The organism is Enterobacter sp. RCC_40 (assembly GCF_041360735.1).
Classification (GTDB): domain Bacteria; phylum Pseudomonadota; class Gammaproteobacteria; order Enterobacterales; family Enterobacteriaceae; genus Enterobacter; species Enterobacter ludwigii.
Window position 1 is genome coordinate 523,034 of record NZ_JBFUPR010000002.1, and the last position, 21,585, is coordinate 544,618.

Sequence of the window (21,585 nt, forward strand, 5' to 3'; positions counted from 1 at the left end):
AACGAAAATAGCCGGAATGTGACTGTTTGGTTAGGTTGCGAACAGCGTGACCGAATATTCGGCAATTATTGGTTATTTATCGTTTTTGGGGAGTGAAATAGGGGGCAAAAAAAATCAGGCCCCGCAGGGCCTGATTGGATGCTTTTCGATTACTTATAGGCAGACTGGTGTACGCCTACCGCACGTCCTGATGGATCGTTCATTGACTTGAAAGATTCATCCCATTCAATGGCTTTAGCCGAAGAACAGGCAACGGACGGGCCGCCCGGAACACACTCCGCCGCACTCGGCACCGGGAACAGCTCTTCAAAGATTTCACGGTACAGATACGCTTCTTTGGAGCCTGGCGTGTTGTACGGGAAGCGGAAGCTCGCGGTTTCCAGTTGCTGATCGGAAACCTGTTTTGCCGCCACCTCTTTCAGGGTGTCGATCCAGCTATACCCGACACCGTCAGAGAACTGCTCTTTCTGACGCCATGCCACGCTCGCCGGCAGGTAGGATTCGAAACATTCACGCAGGATATGTTTCTCCATTTTGCCGTTGCCGCACATTTTGTCCTGCGGGTTGATGCGCATTGCCACGTCGAGGAATTTCTTATCCAGGAAGGGAACACGGGCTTCCACACCCCAGGCAGACATCGCTTTGTTGGCGCGTGCGCAGTCAAACATATGCAGCGCCTGCAGTTTACGTACTGTCTCTTCGTGCAGCTCTTTTGCGTTCGGCGCTTTGTGGAAATAGAGGTAGCCGCCAAACACTTCGTCAGACCCTTCACCGGAAAGCACCATCTTAATGCCCATCGCCTTGATCTTACGCGACATCAGGTACATCGGCGTGGAAGCGCGAATGGTGGTCACATCGTAGGTTTCGATGTGGTAGATAACATCGCGGATCGCATCCAGCCCTTCCTGCACGGTGAAGTGGATCTCATGGTGCACGGTACCGAGATGGTTTGCCACTTCCTGCGCGGCTTTCAGATCCGGTGCGCCTTCCAGGCCCACAGCAAAGGAGTGCAGTTGCGGCCACCAGGCTTCTGAACGTTCCTGATCTTCAACACGACGCGCGGCGAATTTCTTGGTGATCGCGGAGATCACGGACGAGTCCAGCCCGCCGGAGAGCAGTACGCCGTAAGGCACATCTGACATCAGGTGGCTTTTAACAGAATCTTCCAGCGCCTGACGCAGTTCGGCTTTATCAGTCACGTTGTCTTTAACCGCATCATAGTCGAACCAGTCGCGCTGATAGTACTGACGGATCTCGCCGTCTTTACTCCACAGGTAACTTCCTGCCGGGAACTCTTTAATGGTGCGGCAAACCGGCACCAGGGCTTTCATTTCTGAGGCGACATAAAAGTTGCCGTGTTCATCGTGACCCATATACAGCGGGATAATACCAATATGGTCGCGGCCAATCAGATAGGCATCTTTTTCGCTGTCGTACAGGGCGAAGGCAAACATACCCTGCAGATCATCGAGGAATTCCGGGCCTTTCTCCTGATACAGCGCCAGGATAACTTCACAGTCAGAACCGGTCTGGAAGGCGTAACGGTCACCGTACTCGGCGCGCAGCGCCTGATGGTTATAGATTTCACCGTTGACAGCCAGCGCGTGTGTTTTTTTCTCGTTATACAGCGGCTGCGCACCGGCGTTGACGTCAACAATGGACAGACGTTCGTGTGCCAGGATGGCTTTATCGCTGGCGTAAACGCCGGACCAGTCCGGGCCGCGATGGCGCATCAGGCGGGACAATTCGAGTGCCTTTTTACGCAGTTCGCCTGCGTCAGTTTTAATATCCAGTACGCCAAAAATTGAACACATAACCTTCTCCGTTAACCCTGTTGCTTTGTAATGTTGCTTGCTTATGAAAATGCCGCAAAGGGGGAGGGCGCGCAAGGGTTTTACGGGATAAAACGGAAATAGTGCAATGCTGATTGCCGAATAGTGAAAAACGAGTACGTCATGAACGCTTTTATTGATGATTATGCAATAAATCGGCTGTTTTGTTAGATGTGAGGTTGTTTATCGGGCGTGAAAATAAAAAACCACGCGCTGAGGCGTGGTTTGGGATCAGATAATATCAATTTCTTCGACGGAGGGATAAATCCAGCTCGGGCGGAAGGGCATGGCGTCAATATCGTCGAGCGTGGAGACACCGGAAAGCACCAGAATGGTTTCCAGGCCCGCCTGGAATCCGGCCAGGATATCGGTGCGCAGGTTGTCGCCGACAATCACCGTTTCCTCAGAGTGTGCCTGCATCTTGTTCAGCGCGGCACGGATGATCCACGGGCTGGGCTTGCCCACGTAGAACGGTTTCCGGCCAGAGATCTTTTCGATACCGGCACACAGCGCACCGCAGGCAGGGTAAAAACCACGGCCGTGGGTATCCGGGTTGGTGGCAATAAAACGCGCACCGTTGGCAACAAAGTAGGAGGCTTTGTGCATCATCTCCCAGTTATAGGAGCGCGTTTCGCCAACGATCACAAAGTCCGGGTTCACATCTGTGATGGTAAACCCTGCCTTATATAACTCGTGGATCAGCGCCCCTTCACCCACCACGTAGGCCTTTTTTCCTTCCTGGCGCTTGAGGAAATCAGCGGTGGCCATGGCAGAGGTATAAAACACGCTGTCCGGCACGTTGACGCCTGCTGTGGCAAAGCGGTTTGCCAGGTCCTGACCGGTCTGAGAAGGGTAGTTCGTGAGAAGAACCAGAGGCATTCCTTTGTCGATGATGCGGTGAAGAAACTCCGCAGCACCTGGTACAGCAACGTTGTCGTGCATCAGCACGCCGTCGATATCACAAATTACATTCTTAATGGTCATGGACATTCCGACATCAAAAAAAGAAGGCGTTACTATAAGACCCGATCAACTTTCCAGCAAATGTTGCAACAGAATACCGTTGAGCATGGCGCGTTTAACCAGCGCAAATGCGCCTATCGCTGAGCGATGGTCAAGCTTAGAACGAACGACGGGAAGGTTCTGGCGGAAGGCTTTCAGCGCCTGAGTGTTAATGCAGCCTTCAATGGCGGGCAGCAGGACCTTCTCGGCCTCCACAATCTCACCGGCGATCACCACTTTTTGCGGGTTAAACAGGTTGATGGCGATGGCGATGGTTTTACCCAGATGGCGACCCACCTGCTCAATAACTTCACAGGCCAGCGCGTCGCCTTTGTTGGCGGCTTTGCAGATAGTCCCTATCTTGCAATCGTCCAGCGTGACGCGGCTCTGGTAACCCTGTTCAAGCAGATGGCGCACCCGCTGTTCAATCGCCGTGTTGGCGGCAATCGTCTCCAGACAGCCAAAGTTTCCGCAGTGGCAGCGTTCGCCAAGCGGCTCTACCTGAATATGACCAATCTCACCGACGTTACCGTTGCGGCCAATAAAAATGCGGCCGTTAGAGATGATGCCTGCCCCTGTCCCCCGGTGTACGCGCACCAGAATCGAATCTTCACAATCCTGGCTCGCACCAAAGTAGTGCTCTGCCAGGGCCAGAGAGCGGATGTCGTGCCCCACGAAACAGGTCACTTTAAAGCGTTTTTCCAGCGCATCTACCAGCCCCCAGTTCTCAACCTTTATATGGGGCATATAGCGGATCACGCCGCTTTCGGGGTCTACCAGGCCTGGCAGGATCACCGAGATCGCAATCAGTTCACGGATTTTGCGCTGACAGCTCTCGATAAAGTGTTCAATGGTATTCAGCAGCGCGTGTTCCAGCGTCTCCTGAGTGCGCTCCGGAAGCGGGTAATGTTCTTCCGCGATGGCTTTGCTGCTCAGATCATAGAGCGTAAGCGTGGTGTCATGACGACCAAGACGGACGCCGATCGCCTGAAAATTGCGGGTTTCGGTAATAATGGAGATGGCGCGGCGGCCTCCGGTGGAGGCCTGCTGATCGACTTCTTTGATCAGTCCGCGCTCAATGAGCTGACGGGTAATTTTTGTCACGCTGGCGGGAGCAAGCTGGCTTTGTTCGGCTATCTGAATGCGCGAGATTGGCCCGTGTTGGTCAATCAGACGATAAACCGCCGCGCTGTTAAGTTGTTTAACGAGATCGACATTACCGATTTGAGCTTGTCCGCCTGGTGTCATACTTTTACTTACTCAGTGACGACCTCGTTACCATTAACGATGGTCTTGATAATTTTATAATCGTGTGTGAATGCCGTCAGGTTTGCAACCATACCTGGTGCAATTCCGCCAAGCTGTTTATCTACGCCCATCGCGCGCGCAGGATAAAGGGTCGCCATACGCAGGACTTCATCAAGCGCAATCCCGCAATGTTCAACCAGGTTACGCACCCCTTCAATCATCGTCAGGGAGGAACCACTCAGCGTACCGTTTTCATCAACACACAGTCCATTGCGGTAGTATATTGTTTTACCGGCAAAAATGAACTGCTCAATATTTGCCCCTGCCGGTGCGGTGGCATCGGTTACCAGACAGAGTTTGTCACCTTTCAGGCGCTTGGCGTTGCGAATGTTGGTGTAATCGACGTGCAAGCCGTCAGCAATAATGCCGCAGTAAACGTCCTGCTCATCGAGAATTGCCCCGACCAGCCCAGGTTCACGACCGGTGATATACGGCATCGCGTTGTACAGGTGCGTCGCAAAGGTAATACCGGCGCGGAAACCTGCTTTCGCTTCTTTTTGCGTTGCGTTTGAATGGCCCGCTGAAACGACAATCCCGGCGACGGCCAGTTTGCTGATAACGTCAGGTCCCGCGATTTCAGGAGCCAGCGTCACTTTGGTGATCACATCGGCGTTGGCACACAGGTAGTCAACCAGCTCAGCGTCAGGTTTACGCACGTAATCCGGGTTATGCGTCCCTTTTTTCACGATGTTCAGCCACGGTCCTTCAAGATGCAGACCCAGTGCCTGATGAGGGTGTTTTGCCAGGTAGTCGCGCATCACGCGGATACCCTGTTTCATGAGATCATCACTGCTGGTGATGAGGGTTGGCAGATAGCTGGTGCAGCCCGATTTCTCGTTGGCTTTCTGCATGATTTCCAGCGTGTCGACCGTCACCGCCTCCGCCGTGTCATTAAATTGCACACCGCCGCAGCCGTTCAGCTGTACGTCGATAAAACCGGGGGAGATTACTGCTCCATTGAGTGAGCGCTGTTCAATCCCCGGCGGCAGCTCTGCCAGTGGGCAAACACGTTCAATCAGGCCATTGGCGATAACAATCGCATGGTCATCCAGAATATCATGGCCGGTATAAATCCGACCGTGGGTTAAAGCGTACATAACGACCCCCGGTTAAAAAAAGCGGCCGCCTCTAGATGAAGAGGCGGTTATTCAATTACAGACCTTTGATGTTCTCAGCTTCTAACTCGTTGAAGTATTTCAGCGTTTTCACTTTCAGCTCCATCGTGGACGGTTCGTCGCACACGATGACTGATTTTGGATGCAGCTGCAGGCAGCTGATGGTCCACATGTGGTTAACGTTGCCTTCAACGGCAGCCTGGAGCGCCAGCGCTTTCACACCGCCCAGAACCAGAATCATCACTTCTTCGGCATCCAGCAGGGTGCCTACGCCTACGGTCAGGGCGTATTTTGGAACCTGGTTAACATCACCGTCAAAGAAGCGGGAGTTTGCCACGCGCGTGTCATGGGTCAGGGTTTTAATACGCGTACGGGAAGCCAGAGAAGAGGCCGGTTCGTTGAACGCGATATGGCCATCGTTGCCCACGCCACCCATGAACAGGTGGATTTTACCGTAGGAACGGATTTTTTCTTCATACTGACGGCATTCTGCGTCAATATCAGGCGCGTTTCCATTCAGCAGGTTAATGTTTTCAGCCGGAATATCAACGTGATCAAAGAAATTACGGTGCATAAAGCTATGGTAGCTTTCCGGATGATCCTTGGGTAAGCCGACATACTCATCCATGTTGAAGGTCACAACATGTTTAAAGCTAACCTGGCCTGCTTTATGCATTTCAACCAGGGCTTTATACGCGGTCAGCGGCGTGCCGCCGGTAGGAAGGCCGAGAACGAAAGGACGATCGGCGGTGGGTTTGAACGCGTTAATACGGTTTACGATATGACGGGCGGCCCATTTACCGACTTGTTCAGCAGTTGCCAGGGGAATCAGTCTCATTGTTCACCTCAAGAGTTAAAGTAGAAGAGTGGGCGGATGGCTATCGGAACCTGAACTAAGCGTAACCTGGAACCTTTCAGGCCGGATCAATCCGTCTTGATTTTTTGAATGATAAAATAAGTTTTCACTGTTAGCCAGAGAAAGGGAGGGTTATTAACGATATTTGGTGACAAAAATCACAAAAAATACGTGTTTAATTTGCGATACGAATTAATTTTTCACACACTCACAATGCCAGTGAATCATCAACTGTATTTATCGTTGTCGACACAATAAAAACATAGTTTATGCACGAGCCTTAATAAGGGTCTCGTAGGGGGAATAGGATGAATATTTTAGGTTTTTTCCAGCGCCTCGGTAGGGCTTTGCAGCTCCCTATCGCCGTGCTACCGGTTGCAGCACTGCTGCTGCGATTCGGGCAACCCGATCTGCTTAATGTGCCATTTATCGCGCAAGCGGGTGGCGCGATTTTTGACAATCTGGCGCTGATTTTCGCCATCGGTGTGGCATCCAGCTGGTCAAAAGACAGCGCGGGTGCAGCGGCGCTGGCCGGGGCTGTCGGTTACTTCATCCTGACGAAAGCGATGGTGACGATAAACCCAGAAATTAACATGGGCGTTCTGGCAGGTATCATTACCGGTCTGGTCGGCGGGGCTGTTTATAACCGTTGGGCGGGGATCAAACTGCCAGACTTCCTGAGCTTCTTTGGTGGAAAACGTTTTGTGCCGATTGCGACAGGCTTCTTCTGTCTGATTCTGGCCGCGATCTTTGGCTACATCTGGCCACCGGTGCAGCACGCTATCCATGCGGGCGGTGAGTGGATTGTTTCCGCTGGTGCAGTGGGGGCGGGTATCTTCGGTTTCATCAACCGTCTGTTGATCCCAACCGGCCTGCATCAGGTGCTGAACACCATTGCCTGGTTCCAGATTGGTGAGTTTACCAACGCCGCGGGCGCGGTATTCCACGGGGATATCAACCGCTTCTACGCAGGTGACGGCACCGCGGGCATGTTCATGTCGGGCTTCTTCCCTATCATGATGTTTGGTCTGCCGGGCGCGGCGCTGGCTATGTACCTGGCCGCACCGAAAGCGCGTCGTCCAATGGTTGGCGGGATGCTGCTGTCAGTTGCCATCACCGCGTTCCTGACCGGTGTTACTGAGCCGCTGGAATTCCTGTTCATGTTCCTGGCTCCGCTGCTGTACCTCATGCACGCTGTGCTGACGGGTATTAGCCTGTTTGTTGCAACGCTGCTGGGTATCCATGCGGGCTTCTCCTTCTCCGCCGGCGCGATCGACTACGTGTTGATGTACAACCTGCCCGCGGCGAGCAAGAACGTCTGGATGCTGGTCGCAATGGGTCTGGTGTTCTTCGTTATCTACTTCGTTCTGTTCAGCGCAGTCATTCGTATGTTTAACCTGAAAACACCAGGCCGCGAAGATACGAAAGACGACATCGTTACTGGCGAAGCTAACAGCAATACCGAAGAAGGGCTGACCCAGCTGGCAACCAATTATATTGCCGCAGTAGGCGGTACGGATAACCTGAAAGCTATCGATGCATGTATTACCCGTCTGCGCCTGACGGTAGGTGATTCTGCGCGCGTTAACGATGCCATGTGTAAACGCCTTGGCGCATCCGGCGTGGTGAAACTGAACAAGCAGACCATCCAGGTTATCGTGGGTGCGAAAGCGGAATCGATTGGCGATGAAATGAAGAAAGTGGTTGCCCGTGGACCGATCGCGGCTTCTGCAGCGAACAGCGCGCCAGTGACGGAAGTCCCGGTGGCAAAACCGCAGGCCGTCCCTAACGCAACGACCATTGCCGCGCTGGTTTCACCGATTACCGGTGAAGTGGTTGCGATTGAGCAGGTGCCTGACGAAGCGTTTGCCAGCAAAGCTGTCGGTGACGGTGTGGCGGTGAAACCAACGGACAAAACCGTGGTGTCACCGGCTGCCGGGACCATCGTTAAAATCTTCAACACCAACCATGCGTTCTGCCTCGAAACTGAAAAGGGCGCGGAGATCGTTGTCCATATGGGTATCGATACCGTCGCGCTGAACGGTCAGGGCTTTACTCGCCTGGTGGAAGAGGGGGCCGACGTGGTGGCAGGTCAGCCGATTCTGGAAATGGATCTGGATTACCTGAACGCTAACGCGCGCTCCATGATTAGCCCGGTCGTTTGCAGCAATATCGACGACTTCAGCGGCCTGGTAATTCAGGCGAAAGGTCAGGTCGTTGCGGGCCAGACGCCACTGTATGAGATTAAAGGCAAGTAATCGCTCCTGAGTAGAGTCATGCCTTAAGCGGCGGGGGTTTTCCTCCGCCGCTTTTTTTTACAGCAATTGCCCCCATTATTTTCTTCAGAGACGTTTTAAGGGTTGTCACTACGTCCGGCTTATAAGATCATATGCCGTTATACGTTGTTTACGCTTTGAGGAATCCACGATGAGTGAGGCTGAAGCCCGCCCGAGTAACTTTATTCGTCAGATCATCGATGAAGATCTGGCCAGTGGTAAGCACACCACAGTTCATACCCGTTTCCCGCCGGAGCCAAACGGCTACCTGCATATTGGTCATGCAAAATCGATCTGCCTGAACTTTGGCATCGCGCAAGACTACCAGGGACAGTGCAACCTGCGTTTCGATGACACCAACCCAGTAAAAGAAGACATCGAATACGTTGAGTCTATTAAGAATGACGTGCAATGGCTGGGCTTCAACTGGTCTGGCGATATCTGCTACTCCTCTGACTATTTTGATCAGCTGTATGCCTATGCGGTCGAGCTTATCAATAAAGGTCTGGCGTATGTCGACGAGCTGTCTGCTGACGAGATCCGCGAATACCGCGGCACGCTGACCGCGCCGGGTAAAAACAGCCCGTTCCGCGATCGCAGCGTTGAAGAGAACCTGGCGCTGTTTGAAAAAATGCGTGCGGGTGGCTTCGAGGAAGGTAAAGCGTGCCTGCGTGCCAAAATCGACATGGCATCACCGTTCATCGTGATGCGCGATCCGGTTCTGTACCGTATCAAGTTCGCTGAACACCATCAGACCGGTAACAAGTGGTGCATTTACCCGATGTACGACTTTACCCACTGCATCAGCGATGCGCTGGAAGGCATTACGCACTCCCTGTGTACGCTGGAGTTCCAGGATAACCGCCGTCTGTACGACTGGGTTCTGGATAACATCACGATCCCGGTGCATCCGCGTCAGTACGAATTCTCTCGTCTGAATCTGGAATACACGGTGATGTCCAAGCGTAAGCTGAACCTGCTGGTGACCGACAAGCACGTTGAGGGCTGGGACGATCCGCGTATGCCAACCATCTCGGGTCTGCGTCGCCGTGGTTATACTGCCGCGTCTATTCGCGAGTTCTGTAAGCGCATCGGCGTGACCAAGCAGGATAACACCATTGAGATCGCCTCTCTGGAATCCTGCATCCGTGAAGATCTGAACGACAACGCGCCGCGCGCAATGGCCGTCATCGATCCGGTAAAACTGGTTATCGAAAACTACCCGCAGGGCGCGAGCGAAATGGTCTCCATGCCTAACCATCCGAACAAACCGGAAATGGGCACCCGTGACGTGCCGTTCAGCGGTGAAATCTGGATCGATCGTGCTGACTTCCGCGAAGAAGCGAACAAGCAGTACAAGCGTCTGGTGCTGGGTAAAGAGGTGCGTCTGCGTAACGCATACGTGATCAAAGCTGAGCGTGTTGAGAAAGATGCGGAAGGGAATATCACCACCATCTTCTGCTCTTACGACGCTGAAACCCTGAGCAAAGATCCGGCAGATGGCCGCAAAGTGAAAGGCGTGATCCACTGGGTAAGTGCAACACATGCGCTGCCGGTTGAAATTCGCTTGTACGATCGTCTGTTCAGCGTGCCTAACCCAGGTGCAGCAGAAGACTTCCTGGCGACAATCAACCCGGAATCTCTGGTCATCAAGCAGGGTTATGCTGAGCCGTCTCTGAAAGCCGCTGAAGCGGGCAAAGCGTTCCAGTTCGAACGTGAAGGCTACTTCTGCCTCGACAGCCGTCACAGTACCTCGGAAAAACCGGTGTTTAACCGTACCGTTGGTCTGCGTGATACCTGGACTAAAGTCGGCGAATAATAACGCTGCTCTGGTCAATGAGAGACAAACGCCGCGTAATGCGGCGTTTTTTTATTGAATGATCATATCGTTAAGCGCGAGCAAAAATAATGTCTGCGCAATATTCAGGTCAATGTGGTGCTACTTATTTTTCTAAAAAAAGTTTGTATATTTCTGAAAATAGTGAAGGCCTGAAAATAACCAGTAATTTACACAATTACTGGCTTAAATTTAATGACTTGCCCCGCCAAATCTCGTCTCCCGCTAAATGTTACAAAGCACTACTAATTATGTGCACTTCGTCATAATCCTGACTTTTGCCCACGGAAAAGCATTGATAATTCGCGTCGCGAAAAATAACCTAAAGGCGGTAGTTAATTCGAGGGTATTTCTGACTACCCCTGACCTTTTGGTCTTTTATCTTTTTCGCCGTTCAGGCGTTTTAATTCGTCAAAGAGGAATAATCTATGCGTACGTTCAGTGGCAAACGTAGTGCGCTGGCGCTGGCTATCGCCGGTGTGACAGCAATGTCAGGCCTGGTGATTGCGCCAGAGGCTAAGGCAGCAGGTTTCATCGAAGATTCTACCCTCACGGGCGGTATTTATTACTGGCAGCGTGAACGTGACCGTAAAGACGTTACCGAAGACAAATACAAAACCAACCTTTCTCACTCTACCTGGAACGCCAACCTCGACTTCCAGTCAGGCTATGCCGCCGATATGTTCGGCCTGGATATTGCCGCATTCACGGCAATTGAAATGGCGGAAAATGGCGACAGCGGACACCCGAACGAAATTGCCTTCTCGTCCAGCAATAAGGCCTATAAAGAAGACTGGTCCGGCGATAAAAGCGGTATCAGTCTGTATAAAGCCGCTGCAAAATTCAAATATGGTCCAGTCTGGGCGCGCGGCGGATATATTCAGCCAACTGGCCAAACCCTGTTAGCGCCACACTGGAGTTTTATGCCTGGTACTTACCAGGGCGCTGAAGCTGGCGCTAACTTTGACTACGGTGATGCGGGTGCGTTGAGTTTCTCCTATATGTGGACCAACGAATACAAAGCCCCGTGGCATATCGAAATGGATAAGTTTTACCAGAACGATAAAAAGACCAAAGTGGATTACCTCCACTCGCTGGGTGCGAAGTACGATTTTAAAAACGACCTCGTGTTAGAAGCCGCCTTTGGTCAGGCTGAAGGCTATATCGATCAGTATTTTGCCAAAGCCAGCTACAAGTTTGATATCGCAGGGAGTCCGTTGAGTACCAGTTACCAGTTCTATGGAACGCGAGACAAAGTCAGCGATGGTGGCGTCAACGATATTTATGACGGCACGGCCTGGCTGCAGGCGCTGACCTTTGGCTACAAAGTGGGGCAGGTGGATTTGCGTCTGGAAGGGACATGGGTGAAGGCGGAAGGGCAGCAGGGCTACTTCCTGCAGCGTATGACCCCGACTTACGCATCTTCCAACGGTCGTCTGGATATCTGGTGGGATAACCGCTCTGACTTCAACGCCGATGGCGAAAAAGCGGTCTTCTTCGGCGCAATGTATGACCTGAAAAACTGGAACCTGCCGGGCTGGGCGGTGGGCGCCTCCTACGCGTATGCCTGGGACGCCAAACCGGGCGACATGGCCACACCGGATGCGTACTACGATCCGAACTACCGTCTGAAAGAGTCCTCTTACAGCCTGGATGCCATCTATACCGTGCAGGATGGACGTGCGAAAGGCACGATGTTCAAGCTGCACTTCACGCAGTATGACAACCACTCTGATATTCCAAGCTACGCGGGCGGTTACGGCAACATCTTCCAGGATGAACGTGACGTGAAATTCATGGTTATCGCACCATTCACTATCTTCTGATGAACGCTCCGGCGGGTTCCGTCCCGCCGGAATGGAGACTGCACATGATGAAAAAAATGGTAATCGTCGCGTTGCTGGCCTCGGGGCTGGTGGCTTGCGCCCAGGACCCGGCACCGAAAGAAGATTCTCGCCTGAAGGAGGCTTACAGCGCCTGCATTAACACCGCTGAAGGTTCACCGGAGAAAATTGAAGCCTGCCAGAGCGTGCTGAATGTGCTGAAGAAAGAGAAGGCGCATGAGCAGTTTGCGACGCAGGAAAATGTTCGCGTAATGGACTATCAGGCCTGTATTCAGGCGCGTAAAACCGGTAACGATCAGGAAGTGGCGAAGCGTTGCGACCAGATCTGGAAGGAAATACGCAGTAACAACGGAAATTAAGTAAGTGTGTTAAGGCCCGGTGGCGCTGTGCTTACCGGGCTTTTTTTTGCCGGATGACAGGCAAAAAAAAGCCAACCTTGCGGCTGGCTCAGAGTATGAAAGTTCGACTTATTTGGCGTCGTGTGCGTGATCGTCTTCGCGGCAATCACCTTCAGCACAGTGACCATACAGATACAGGCTATGGTTGGTCAGGCGGATACCATGACGAGCAGCGATTTCACGCTGACGTGCTTCGATGGAATCATCGCTAAATTCAATGACCTTGCCACAATCCAGGCAGATCAGGTGATCGTGGTGCTGCTGCTGGGTCAGTTCGAATACAGATTTACCGCCTTCGAAATTATGACGGGTAACAATGCCCGCGTCATCAAACTGGTTCAGCACGCGATAGACGGTTGCCAGCCCAATCTCTTCACCCATGTCGATAAGACGCTTGTAAAGGTCTTCCGCACTGACATGGTGATTGTCTGGACCCTGAAGCACTTCAAGGATTTTTAACCGAGGAAGCGTAACTTTCAGGCCAGCCTTCTTTAATGCGGTATTGTTGTCAGTCATGCGGAATCTGTCCTGTTGCTAAACGATTCACTTCTGGAGGAAGTGACAGAAAATGCACCTGGAATAATGCGTCTCATTATAGAACTGCCATGGCTAAATGAAAACTGCAAGTCTCAGGCAAAGTATGCTTATAAAAACGTGGTATCACCGACAAACTTGCTCAATGGCACCCCATTTTACCTGGGAGACATTGTACAGGTCTGGGCGAAAAAGTTAAAAGATTGTAGCGATTAATTTAATCGTTTGACCCGGTTCCTGGGCGCAACCGGGGTTGCGCCACACTAACAATTAGGCGTTAAGAATATCGTCCAGGTGCAGTTCTTCGCGGATCTGCTTCACCCACTTCTCAACGCGCTCTGCGGTCAGTTCTGGCTGACGGTCTTCGTCGATCGCCAGACCCACGAAGTGGTCGTCATCGGCCAGGCCTTTAGACGCTTCGAAGTGGTAACCGGCAGTCGGCCAGTGGCCTACGATAACTGCACCATTCGGTTCAATGATATCGCGGATAGTGCCCAGCGCGTCACAGAAGTACTCAGCGTAGTCTTCCTGATCGCCGCAGCCAAAAAGGGCGACCAGCTTGCCGTTGAAGTCCACTTCTTCCAGCGTCGGGAAGAAATCATCCCAGTCACACTGGGCTTCACCGTAGTACCAGGTTGGGATACCCAGCAACAGGATGTCATAGCCTTCGAGATCTTCTTTGCTGCTCTTGGCGATGTCATGCACATCGGCAACGTCTTTACCGAGCTGTTTTTGAATGTTTTTTGCGATATTTTCGGTATTGCCGGTATCACTGCCGAAGAAAATGCCGATGATTGCCATGAGTAAAATAACCTCTTGAAACTTAATGGTATGGTGGCGCAATTTGTCCACGGATAAGGGCAATAATAGCAGAACTGGCAACCCCGCGGAAACAGCTATCGCGCAGGACTGCACTCTGTGCTACATGAAAAGGGTAAGAAAGGGGATTTTCAGACTTATGCCTGGCGGCGCAAGGTCTCAAGCTGGGCGATCAACATCTCTTCAATGAGCTCGCTACGGCTGATATTACGCGCTTCAGCCAGTTCGTTAAGCGCATCGACGGCGTCGGCATTGAGCTTCAGTTCGACACGCTTAAGCCCACGATTTTTATCGCGTTTAAGCTGGTTGCGTTTATTAATACGCAGCTGTTCATCGCGCGAAAGCGGATTCGTTTTCGGTCGTCCCGGTCGACGCTCATTCGCGAACAGATCTAGTGTCGTACGGTCCGTTTGTTCTTTGGCCATGATTCTGAGACTTCGGGGGAAACAAGCCGCCCTGCTATTGCCCGGGCGATGAGCGCGCCATCATACATCACCAAAAACGGCACGCCAACGACTGGAAGCCCGCAACCTTCCAGTCGCTCTCTTTTTAATCAATTCGCAGTATCAGAGAGATAGCGGCGGATGGCGCGTAACACGGCGTCAGGTTTTTCCGCGTGAACCCAGTGTCCGGCACCGGCGATGACATGGGCGCGGGCCTGCGGGAATTGCGCCAGCAACGTGTCGCGGTAGGCGTCGGTGACATAAAGGGAGTTACCGCCGCGAATAAAGAGGGTAGGGTGTTGCCAGGCGGGCACCGTATCCCAGCCGACGATGTTGTTGTACTGCGCCCAGAGTACCGGTACGTTGAAACGCCACTGGCCGTCGACAAACGACTTCAGCAGAAACTGAATAACGCCTTCTTCATTAAGATGTTCGCGCATGACGGCTGTGGCCTGTTGGCGGGTTGAAACCCCAGCCTCTGTTACCGCATTGATGGCAGCAAAAATGTCGTCATGACGGCGCACGTCGTAATCCACCGGGGCAACGTCGATCACGACCAGACCGTTGATTCTGTCCGGTGCCAGCGCCGTCAGGGCCATTACCGCCTTGCCACCCATAGAATGCCCGATGAGCGTCACCTTCTGAAGATGGTTGGCATCAAGCGTATCGAGCAGATCCTGGGCCATTGCCGCGTAGGTCATCTCCTCTGAACGCCCGGAAAGACCGTGATTTCGCATATCGACCTGCAAAATATCGTGATCGGTAACCAGATCGCGCGCCAGCACCCCCAGGTTATCCAGGCTGCCAAAAAGCCCGTGAACCAGTACGATGGGAGAATTATTGTTCGGCGATTGTGCAGTTTGCGCTCGGGTATTCAATTTCATGGCAAAGTTCTTTTTTTACGTATGTCAGGTTAGGGTATCATGTTGACCATTCTGCCGCCCGGCTGCAAGGTTCCAGTTTAATCTGACTTTTGCCGCCAACCTGGTTTGACGCTATCCGCTGTTGGAATTTAACTTTATAATCCCAACGACTTGTATTCAGATAAGATATCGCACTGGATTAAGATGAAAACAATCGAAGTTGATGACGAACTCTATCAGTATATTGCCAGCCAGACGCGGCATATCGGGGAGAGTGCGTCCGACATTTTACGGCGCATGCTTAAAATTTCCGCCGCCTCACAGCCTGCTACCCCAGTCACTAAAGATGTCGTGTCTCAACAAAACGTTGTTGCACAAGCAAAACCTGCCGTCGCGCAAGTGAAAGACAAAGTACGTGCGATGCGCGAGTTGCTGCTCTCTGATGAGTACGCCGAGCAGAAAAAAGCGGTTAACCGCTTCATGCTGGTGCTGTCTACACTCTATTCACTGGATAACAAAGCGTTTGCTGAAGCGACCGAGTCGCTGCACGGTCGTACCCGCGTCTATTTCGCGGGCGACGAGCAAACGCTGCTGCTAAATGGCAACCAAACCAAACCTAAACATGTCCCAGGCACGCCGTACTGGGTCATCACCAATACCAATACGGGCCGCAAGTGCAGCATGGTTGAACACATCATGCAGTCCATGCAGTTCCCGGCGGAATTGATTGAAAAGGTTTGCGGTACAATTTAACCCTTGCATCAGAAGGACCCGGTAATGGCAAATCACAGCCGTGCAGGCCAACCTGCACAACAAAGCGATTTGATTAACGTCGCTCAGCTGACCGCGCAGTATTACGTGCTGAAACCGGTCGTGGGCAACGCAGAACACGCAGTGAAGTTTGGTACATCTGGCCACCGCGGTAGCGCGGCGCGCCATAGCTTTAACGAACCGCACATTCTGGCTATTGCTCAGGCCATCGCGGAAGAGCGCGCTAAAAACGGCGTTACCGGTCCGTGCTATGTGGGAAAAGATACCCATGCTCTGTCTGAACCGGCGTTCATTTCCGTGCTGGAAGTGCTGACGGCGAATGGCGTTGACGTCATTGTTCAGGAAAATAACGGCTTCACGCCGACCCCTGCGGTCTCTAACGCGATCCTTGTCCACAACAAAAAAGGCGGCGCGCTGGCTGACGGGATTGTGATCACTCCATCACACAACCCGCCGGAAGACGGTGGGATCAAATACAACCCGCCTAACGGTGGACCGGCAGACACGAACGTCACGAAAGTGGTTGAAGATCGTGCCAATGCGCTGCTGGCGGATGGCCTGAAAGGGGTGAAACGCCTCTCTCTGGATGCGGCCATGGCGTCCGGCCATGTGAAAGAGCAGGATCTGGTACAGCCATTTGTGGAAGGTCTGGCGGATATCGTCGATATGGCGGCAATCCAGAAAGCCGGTCTGAAGCTGGGCGTTGACCCTCTCGGCGGCTCCGGTATCGAATACTGGAAACGCATCGCAGAGCATTACAAGCTGAACCTGACCATCGTTAACGATCATGTTGATCAGACCTTCCGCTTTATGCACCTGGATAAAGACGGCGCAATCCGTATGGACTGCTCTTCCGAGTGTGCGATGGCGGGCCTGCTGGCGCTGCGTGATAAATTCGACCTGGCGTTTGCCAACGACCCGGATTATGACCGCCACGGTATTGTCACCCCGGCAGGGCTGATGAACCCGAACCATTATCTTGCGGTTGCCATCAACTACCTGTTCCAGCATCGTCCGCAGTGGGGCAAAGAGGTGGCTGTAGGTAAAACGCTGGTCTCCTCGGCGATGATTGACCGCGTGGTTGAGGCGTTGGGCCGTAAGCTGGTGGAAGTACCGGTAGGCTTCAAATGGTTTGTTGACGGTCTGCACGACGGCAGCTTCGGTTTTGGCGGTGAAGAGAGCGCGGGCGCATCCTTCCTGCGTTTCGACGGCACGCCATGGTCTACCGATAAAGACGGGATCATCATGTGCCTGCTGGCAGCGGAAATCACCGCTGTCACCGGTAAAAATCCGCAGGAACACTATAACGAGCTGGCGGCACGCTTTGGCGCGCCAAGCTATAACCGTATTCAGGCTGGCGCGACCTCCGCGCAGAAAGCGGCGCTGTCTAAACTCTCTCCAGAGATGGTCAGTGCCAGCACGCTGGCCGGTGACCCTATCACGGCCCGTCTGACGGCGGCCCCGGGTAACGGTGCCTCTATCGGTGGTCTGAAAGTGATGACCGAAAACGGCTGGTTTGCCGCGCGTCCATCCGGTACGGAAGATGCGTACAAAATCTACTGTGAGAGCTTCCTCGGCGACGAACACCGTAAGCTGATTGAGAAAGAAGCGGTAGAGATTGTCAGCGAAGTGCTGAAAAACGCGTAAATCGCGGTGGGCTGATGCCCTCACGATGCAGTCAAAACGGCAACCCCAGGGTTGCCGTTTTGCTTTTGCATTAACTGTGTTTATTTTTCAATTCAAACCGTGGTGATACCAGACCGTACAGCGTCCAGCCCATAAAGGTCACCATCGCACCATACAACATGGCTTCCTGGCCGGAAGAGTAGAGCGCATAGAAGCTGTAAATTGCCCCAATCAGCGCCACAATATTCGCCACCCTCGCTTTGCCTGCATCCACCTTCGCCACCTTCTGAATGATGACCAGCGCCGCCATCGACAGAATATATGGAATGATATTGGTCACTACCGCCAGGTTGACCAGCACGTTGAACTGGCTGTTCAGCGACGGGCTGATGGTCATCAAAGATAACCCACTCTGGAAGATGACAATCGCCAGCATGCCCTGAACCGGTGCCTCTGCTTTGCTGACCCGGGAGAAGATTTTCGGGAAATACCCTTCGTCAGCGGATGATTTAAAGACCTGAGCGATGGTGAACTGCCAGCCGAGGAGCGAGCCGCAGCAGGACATCACCATCAGCCCCATGATCACTTTCCCGACACCCGGCGTAAACATCTGCGCAAAGGCCAGACCGAACGGTGCCGTGGAACTGGCAAGATCCATGTTCGGTACAATCCCTGCAATCACGTTGGTTGAGACAATGTAAATGGCTGCTGCGCCCAGCGTACCGCCAAGCACGGCAATCGGTACGTTCTTCTCCGGGTTTTCCACCACTTCGGCGTTAGCACACGCAGATTCCAGCCCCAGGAAGGCCCACAGCGTCATGGCGATGGAAGAGCCCACTGCGGTGAAGAACGGAACATGGTGTGGGTTCCAGGAGTTGACGTACAGCGTGGGGCTAAACCAGAACCAGCCGATGATGCACAGCCCAACCACCGGGATAATGACCCCCCAGACGGTAATACTGCTGATCTGTCCGGTAATGCGCGCGCCGCCAAAGTTTGCCACGGTGCAGATCCACAGCACGCCGATGGTGGCCAGCCCGATTTGCACCGGGGTCAGCGCCACACCGAACAGCTCCGTACCGTAACCCACGGCGGAAATGGCAATCGCCACGTTAGCGATCAGCAAAGAGACGCCGTAGGTGTAGTTGGCCATGAAGTTACCAGATTTGCCAAAGGCATATTCAGCGTAGCCGCCCATCCCGCCGGGCTTGCGGCTGAACATACCGCACTTGGCGAATGCCCAAGCCAGTGCCATTGACCCCACGGCGGTCACCATCCAGGAGATAATCGAAATGGTTCCTACTTCCGCAAGCTTGGTGGGCAACATGATGATCCCGGACCCCATCATGTTTACCATGGTGAGAATGGTCAGCTGCACCACGCCCATTTTATTGGACTTGCTCATATTTTTTCTCCTTTCAGCAGCGATGGCTGAGCGGCAGCGTGTTTGATGACGTTACAACGAACCTGCTTACGACCGTCACACTCCTCAACGTAAACGCCCTGCAGTTCTGGCGCGAAGCCCGGTAAAAGGTTGATACCCTCTTCCAGCGCAGCAAAGTAGCGCAGCACGGAACCGCCCCAGACTTCACCCGGCACAACGCACAACACCCCCGGTGGATAAGGAAGGGCACCTTCGGCGGCAATGCGACCTTCCGCATCGCGCAGTGAGACCAGCTCGACCTCACCCCGCAGGTAGGCATAGTTCGCCTCTTGCGGGTTCATCATGACGCGCGGGAAGTGAGACTTGCGGAACATCTCTTTTTGCAGCTGCTTCACGTTGTGGCGGGCGTACAGCTCATGCATTTCCTGGCAAATCTGGCGCAGGGTGTAATCTGCATAGCGCTCCGGATACTGTTTACAGACAGAAGGCAGTACCTCTTTGAGGGGGGCATCCGTCTCGAGCAGTTTTTCGAAGCGCACCAGTTGCGCGACCAGTTGCTGCAGTTTGCCCATATCCTCGGCAGGCGTGAGCAGGAACAGGATGGAGTTGAGATCGCATTTTTCCGGCACGATGCCGTTTTCACGCAGGAAGTTGGCGAGAATAGTGGCGGGGACGCCGAAATCCTCGTACTCACCGGTCCGGGCGTTAATACCCGGCGTGGTCAGCAGCAGTTTGCACGGATCGATAAAATACTGATGTTCGGCATAGCCTTCGAAGGCGTGCCAGTGTTCACCGGGCACGAAGTGGAAGAAGCGCAGGTCCGTGGCAATCTCAGCGGTGTCCCAGCTTTCCCACGGACGGCCATCAACCAGTTCCGGCACGAATGGGCGAAGATACTGGCAGTTCTGCAGGATCAGCTTACGGGCTTCGATACCGGTCACCACGCAGTCCATCCACATGTTGCGGCCGCTCTGTCCCTCATGCATGCGGGCGTTGATATCCAGTGCAGCAAACAGCGGATAGAACGGGCTGGTGGACGCGTGCATCATGAAGGCGTTATTCAGCCGCTTATGCGGAACATAGCGCTGCTGGCCTTTGATGTGGCTGTCCTTCTTGTGGATTTGCGAGGTCTGTGAGAAACCGGCCTGCTGTTTATGGACTGACTGGGTGACCAGGATCCCCGGATCGTTTTCATTCAGTTCCAGCAGCAGCGGAGAGCAATCGGCCATCATCGGTATAAACTGCTCGTAACCCACCCAGGCAGAGTCAAACAGGATGTAGTCGCACAGATGGCCAATGTTATCCACGACCTGGCGAGCGTTATAGATGGTGCCATCGTAGGTACCCAGCTGAATCACCGCCAGGCGGAACGGACGCGCGTCACGGGCACGGCCTGGCGCCACTTCGGACACCAGCTCACGCAGATAATTCTCTTCGAAACAGTGGGCGTCGATGCCGCCAATAAAGCCGTACGGGTTACGTGCGGTTTCCAGATAGACCGGCGTTGCGCCCGCCTGAAGAAGTGCTCCGTGGTGGTTGGATTTATGGTTGTTGCGATCGAACAGGACCAGGTCGCCCGGAGTGAGAAGGGCGTTGAGCACCACTTTGTTGGACGATGAGGTTCCGTTCAGCACGAAGTAGGTTTTATCGGCATTAAAGACTTTCGCCGCATGCTGCTGCGCAATGCAGGGTGCCCCTTCGTGGATCAGCAGATCGCCCATCGCCACGTCGGCGTTGCACAGGTCTGAGCGGAAAAGGGTTTCGCCAAAGAAATCAACAAACTGATTGCCGGCAGGGTGACGGCGGAAGAATTGCCCGCCCTGGTGACCCGGACAGTCGAAGGCGCTGTTACCCTGTTTGACATAGTCGACCAGAGCCCGGAAAAACGGCGGACGCAGTTGGGTTTCATACTTTTGTGCGGCCGCTTCCAGTTGGCGTCCGTGGAAGTCGTTGCTGGTGTCTGATGCTTCGAATACGCCGTGGATCCGCGATAAATACTCTGCCGGGATAATTTCTTCTTTATGCGTCGCGACAAAAACAGGAATGCCAAATCCGGTTGCTTCTATTTCTTCTATACGACCAGTGAGAATATCGCTGACGGCCAGAACAATGGCGGCAACATCAATATAATCCGTGGCGTTGATATCCACCAGTTCACGGTGAGTGGTAAAGCAATCAGGGCAGGCGCGGCTGGCTGCAATTTTTAAACTTTTCATCTTTCTCTCTTTATTTTAGGTAATAACATTCCCTCGATTTCTTGCAGAAAAGAAATCGATAATATGCCGGAAAACAGCAAAAGGAGGCCGCTGATTAAAAAAATCAGTAATGCGTTTTTTGCTGAATAGAATTCAGTCCGCCCGGTCGCGGATGAGCCTGAATTAAGATGAATGAGCGCACGGGTTCACAGGCAAAGGCCTGTAAAATAGGGTGTTTCAGGATAACCTGCAAGCGGGTGCGCCAGAAGTCGAAGGACTACCGGGCATTAAAGATATGAAAGTCAAAACAGTTTCGGTGGGCAAACATCATGATATGAGTTGTCCGCCTTATATGGGGCATTAAACGATTATTGTTTTCCATGTTTCATTTCCTTTCAGTAATTGAAAGCATGGACATTTTATCCTGGAAAAAGCGATTAACTGTGAAACAGATCACCGTTAACCGATCAAATCAGAAATAA

At 53.1% G+C, this 21,585-nt stretch carries 18 protein-coding genes; 6 read left to right on the forward strand and 12 right to left on the reverse strand.

The window, feature by feature from the left end:
• Positions 1-149: 149 nt before the first annotated feature.
• The 5 genes from asnB to nagB form a co-directional block, all read right to left on the reverse strand.
• Positions 150-1,814 carry an asparagine synthase B gene (gene asnB / locus AB6731_RS10645; protein ID WP_010428626.1) on the reverse strand — a complete coding sequence of 555 codons (1,665 nt, stop codon included), beginning with the start codon at positions 1,812-1,814 and terminating at the stop codon, positions 150-152.
• Between the two features lie 249 nt (positions 1,815-2,063).
• Positions 2,064-2,816: a ribonucleotide monophosphatase NagD gene (nagD, locus tag AB6731_RS10650; RefSeq protein WP_020884984.1), complete on the reverse strand. Its 753-nt coding sequence runs from the start codon at positions 2,814-2,816 to the stop codon at positions 2,064-2,066.
• A 45-nt stretch (positions 2,817-2,861) separates the two neighbouring features.
• A complete protein-coding gene (locus AB6731_RS10655) occupies positions 2,862-4,082 on the reverse strand; it encodes an N-acetylglucosamine repressor (RefSeq protein WP_014169139.1) in 1,221 nt (406 codons plus the stop codon).
• Positions 4,083-4,090: 8 nt separating this feature from the next.
• Entirely contained in the window at positions 4,091-5,239 is a 1,149-nt protein-coding gene (gene nagA, locus AB6731_RS10660) for an N-acetylglucosamine-6-phosphate deacetylase (RefSeq protein WP_371006341.1), read from the reverse strand.
• A 55-nt stretch (positions 5,240-5,294) separates the two neighbouring features.
• The gene (gene nagB / locus AB6731_RS10665) at positions 5,295-6,095 is read right to left on the reverse strand and encodes a glucosamine-6-phosphate deaminase (RefSeq protein WP_371006342.1); all 801 of its coding nucleotides are present in this window, start codon (positions 6,093-6,095) and stop codon (positions 5,295-5,297) included.
• Between the two features lie 326 nt (positions 6,096-6,421).
• Here nagB and nagE point away from each other — a divergent pair, with 326 nt between their 5' ends.
• The 4 genes from nagE (at position 6,422) to chiQ (ending at position 12,429) form a co-directional block, all read left to right on the forward strand.
• On the forward strand, positions 6,422-8,371 hold the full coding sequence (nagE, locus tag AB6731_RS10670; protein WP_371006343.1) for a PTS N-acetyl glucosamine transporter subunit IIABC: 1,950 nt from the start codon (positions 6,422-6,424) through the stop codon (positions 8,369-8,371).
• 169 nt (positions 8,372-8,540) lie between these two features.
• A complete protein-coding gene (gene glnS, locus AB6731_RS10675; protein WP_040016939.1) occupies positions 8,541-10,208 on the forward strand; it encodes a glutamine--tRNA ligase in 1,668 nt (555 codons plus the stop codon).
• A 446-nt stretch (positions 10,209-10,654) separates the two neighbouring features.
• Complete coding sequence (gene chiP, locus AB6731_RS10680; protein ID WP_020884980.1) at positions 10,655-12,052, forward strand: chitoporin; 1,398 nt, start codon at positions 10,655-10,657, stop codon at positions 12,050-12,052.
• Positions 12,053-12,099: 47 nt separating this feature from the next.
• Entirely contained in the window at positions 12,100-12,429 is a 330-nt protein-coding gene (gene chiQ / locus AB6731_RS10685; protein ID WP_025204664.1) for a ChiQ/YbfN family lipoprotein, read from the forward strand.
• Between the two features lie 108 nt (positions 12,430-12,537).
• Here the strand turns inward: chiQ and fur are convergent, their stop codons facing one another.
• The 4 genes from fur to ybfF all read right to left on the reverse strand — a co-directional run bounded on the left by fur (position 12,538) and on the right by ybfF (position 15,148).
• Entirely contained in the window at positions 12,538-12,984 is a 447-nt protein-coding gene (gene fur, locus AB6731_RS10690; protein ID WP_014169146.1) for a ferric iron uptake transcriptional regulator, read from the reverse strand.
• A gap of 288 nt (positions 12,985-13,272) precedes the next feature.
• On the reverse strand, positions 13,273-13,803 hold the full coding sequence (gene fldA, locus AB6731_RS10695; protein ID WP_008501067.1) for a flavodoxin FldA: 531 nt from the start codon (positions 13,801-13,803) through the stop codon (positions 13,273-13,275).
• Positions 13,804-13,958: 155 nt separating this feature from the next.
• On the reverse strand, positions 13,959-14,246 hold the full coding sequence (gene ybfE / locus AB6731_RS10700) for a LexA regulated protein (RefSeq protein ID WP_014169148.1): 288 nt from the start codon (positions 14,244-14,246) through the stop codon (positions 13,959-13,961).
• A gap of 128 nt (positions 14,247-14,374) precedes the next feature.
• Complete coding sequence (gene ybfF / locus AB6731_RS10705) at positions 14,375-15,148, reverse strand: esterase (protein WP_196087704.1); 774 nt, start codon at positions 15,146-15,148, stop codon at positions 14,375-14,377.
• Positions 15,149-15,331: 183 nt separating this feature from the next.
• Between ybfF and seqA the strand changes: the two genes are divergently transcribed.
• Together seqA and pgm are read left to right on the forward strand one after the other, a co-directional pair.
• Positions 15,332-15,880, forward strand: coding sequence for a replication initiation negative regulator SeqA (gene seqA, locus AB6731_RS10710; protein ID WP_044858372.1), 549 nt, complete (start codon positions 15,332-15,334; stop codon positions 15,878-15,880).
• 24 nt (positions 15,881-15,904) lie between these two features.
• Positions 15,905-17,545: a phosphoglucomutase (alpha-D-glucose-1,6-bisphosphate-dependent) gene (gene pgm, locus AB6731_RS10715; protein WP_020884976.1), complete on the forward strand. Its 1,641-nt coding sequence runs from the start codon at positions 15,905-15,907 to the stop codon at positions 17,543-17,545.
• Between the two features lie 70 nt (positions 17,546-17,615).
• Here the strand turns inward: pgm and potE are convergent, their stop codons facing one another.
• The 3 genes from potE to speFL form a co-directional block, all read right to left on the reverse strand.
• On the reverse strand, positions 17,616-18,929 hold the full coding sequence (gene potE, locus AB6731_RS10720; protein WP_014169152.1) for a putrescine-ornithine antiporter: 1,314 nt from the start codon (positions 18,927-18,929) through the stop codon (positions 17,616-17,618).
• Entirely contained in the window at positions 18,926-21,124 is a 2,199-nt protein-coding gene (gene speF, locus AB6731_RS10725) for an ornithine decarboxylase SpeF (protein WP_371006344.1), read from the reverse strand. Before speF ends, potE begins: the two co-directional genes overlap by 4 nt.
• A 256-nt stretch (positions 21,125-21,380) precedes the next feature.
• Complete coding sequence (gene speFL, locus AB6731_RS10730; protein WP_106503839.1) at positions 21,381-21,485, reverse strand: leader peptide SpeFL; 105 nt, start codon at positions 21,483-21,485, stop codon at positions 21,381-21,383.
• Positions 21,486-21,585: the final 100 nt, after the last annotated feature.

What these genes read in the sequence shown, in the direction of transcription:
- asnB (WP_010428626.1), bottom strand. Translation starts at nt 1,814, where the DNA reads ATGTGTTCAATTTTTGGCGTACTGGATATTAAAACTGACGCAGGCGAA.
- nagD (WP_020884984.1), bottom strand. Translation starts at nt 2,816, where the DNA reads ATGACCATTAAGAATGTAATTTGTGATATCGACGGCGTGCTGATGCAC.
- AB6731_RS10655 (WP_014169139.1), bottom strand. Translation starts at nt 4,082, where the DNA reads ATGACACCAGGCGGACAAGCTCAAATCGGTAATGTCGATCTCGTTAAA.
- nagA (WP_371006341.1), bottom strand. Translation starts at nt 5,239, where the DNA reads ATGTACGCTTTAACCCACGGTCGGATTTATACCGGCCATGATATTCTG.
- nagB (WP_371006342.1), bottom strand. Translation starts at nt 6,095, where the DNA reads ATGAGACTGATTCCCCTGGCAACTGCTGAACAAGTCGGTAAATGGGCC.
- nagE (WP_371006343.1), top strand. Translation starts at nt 6,422, where the DNA reads ATGAATATTTTAGGTTTTTTCCAGCGCCTCGGTAGGGCTTTGCAGCTC.
- glnS (WP_040016939.1), top strand. Translation starts at nt 8,541, where the DNA reads ATGAGTGAGGCTGAAGCCCGCCCGAGTAACTTTATTCGTCAGATCATC.
- chiP (WP_020884980.1), top strand. Translation starts at nt 10,655, where the DNA reads ATGCGTACGTTCAGTGGCAAACGTAGTGCGCTGGCGCTGGCTATCGCC.
- chiQ (WP_025204664.1), top strand. Translation starts at nt 12,100, where the DNA reads ATGAAAAAAATGGTAATCGTCGCGTTGCTGGCCTCGGGGCTGGTGGCT.
- fur (WP_014169146.1), bottom strand. Translation starts at nt 12,984, where the DNA reads ATGACTGACAACAATACCGCATTAAAGAAGGCTGGCCTGAAAGTTACG.
- fldA (WP_008501067.1), bottom strand. Translation starts at nt 13,803, where the DNA reads ATGGCAATCATCGGCATTTTCTTCGGCAGTGATACCGGCAATACCGAA.
- ybfE (WP_014169148.1), bottom strand. Translation starts at nt 14,246, where the DNA reads ATGGCCAAAGAACAAACGGACCGTACGACACTAGATCTGTTCGCGAAT.
- ybfF (WP_196087704.1), bottom strand. Translation starts at nt 15,148, where the DNA reads ATGAAATTGAATACCCGAGCGCAAACTGCACAATCGCCGAACAATAAT.
- seqA (WP_044858372.1), top strand. Translation starts at nt 15,332, where the DNA reads ATGAAAACAATCGAAGTTGATGACGAACTCTATCAGTATATTGCCAGC.
- pgm (WP_020884976.1), top strand. Translation starts at nt 15,905, where the DNA reads ATGGCAAATCACAGCCGTGCAGGCCAACCTGCACAACAAAGCGATTTG.
- potE (WP_014169152.1), bottom strand. Translation starts at nt 18,929, where the DNA reads ATGAGCAAGTCCAATAAAATGGGCGTGGTGCAGCTGACCATTCTCACC.
- speF (WP_371006344.1), bottom strand. Translation starts at nt 21,124, where the DNA reads ATGAAAAGTTTAAAAATTGCAGCCAGCCGCGCCTGCCCTGATTGCTTT.
- speFL (WP_106503839.1), bottom strand. Translation starts at nt 21,485, where the DNA reads ATGGAAAACAATAATCGTTTAATGCCCCATATAAGGCGGACAACTCAT.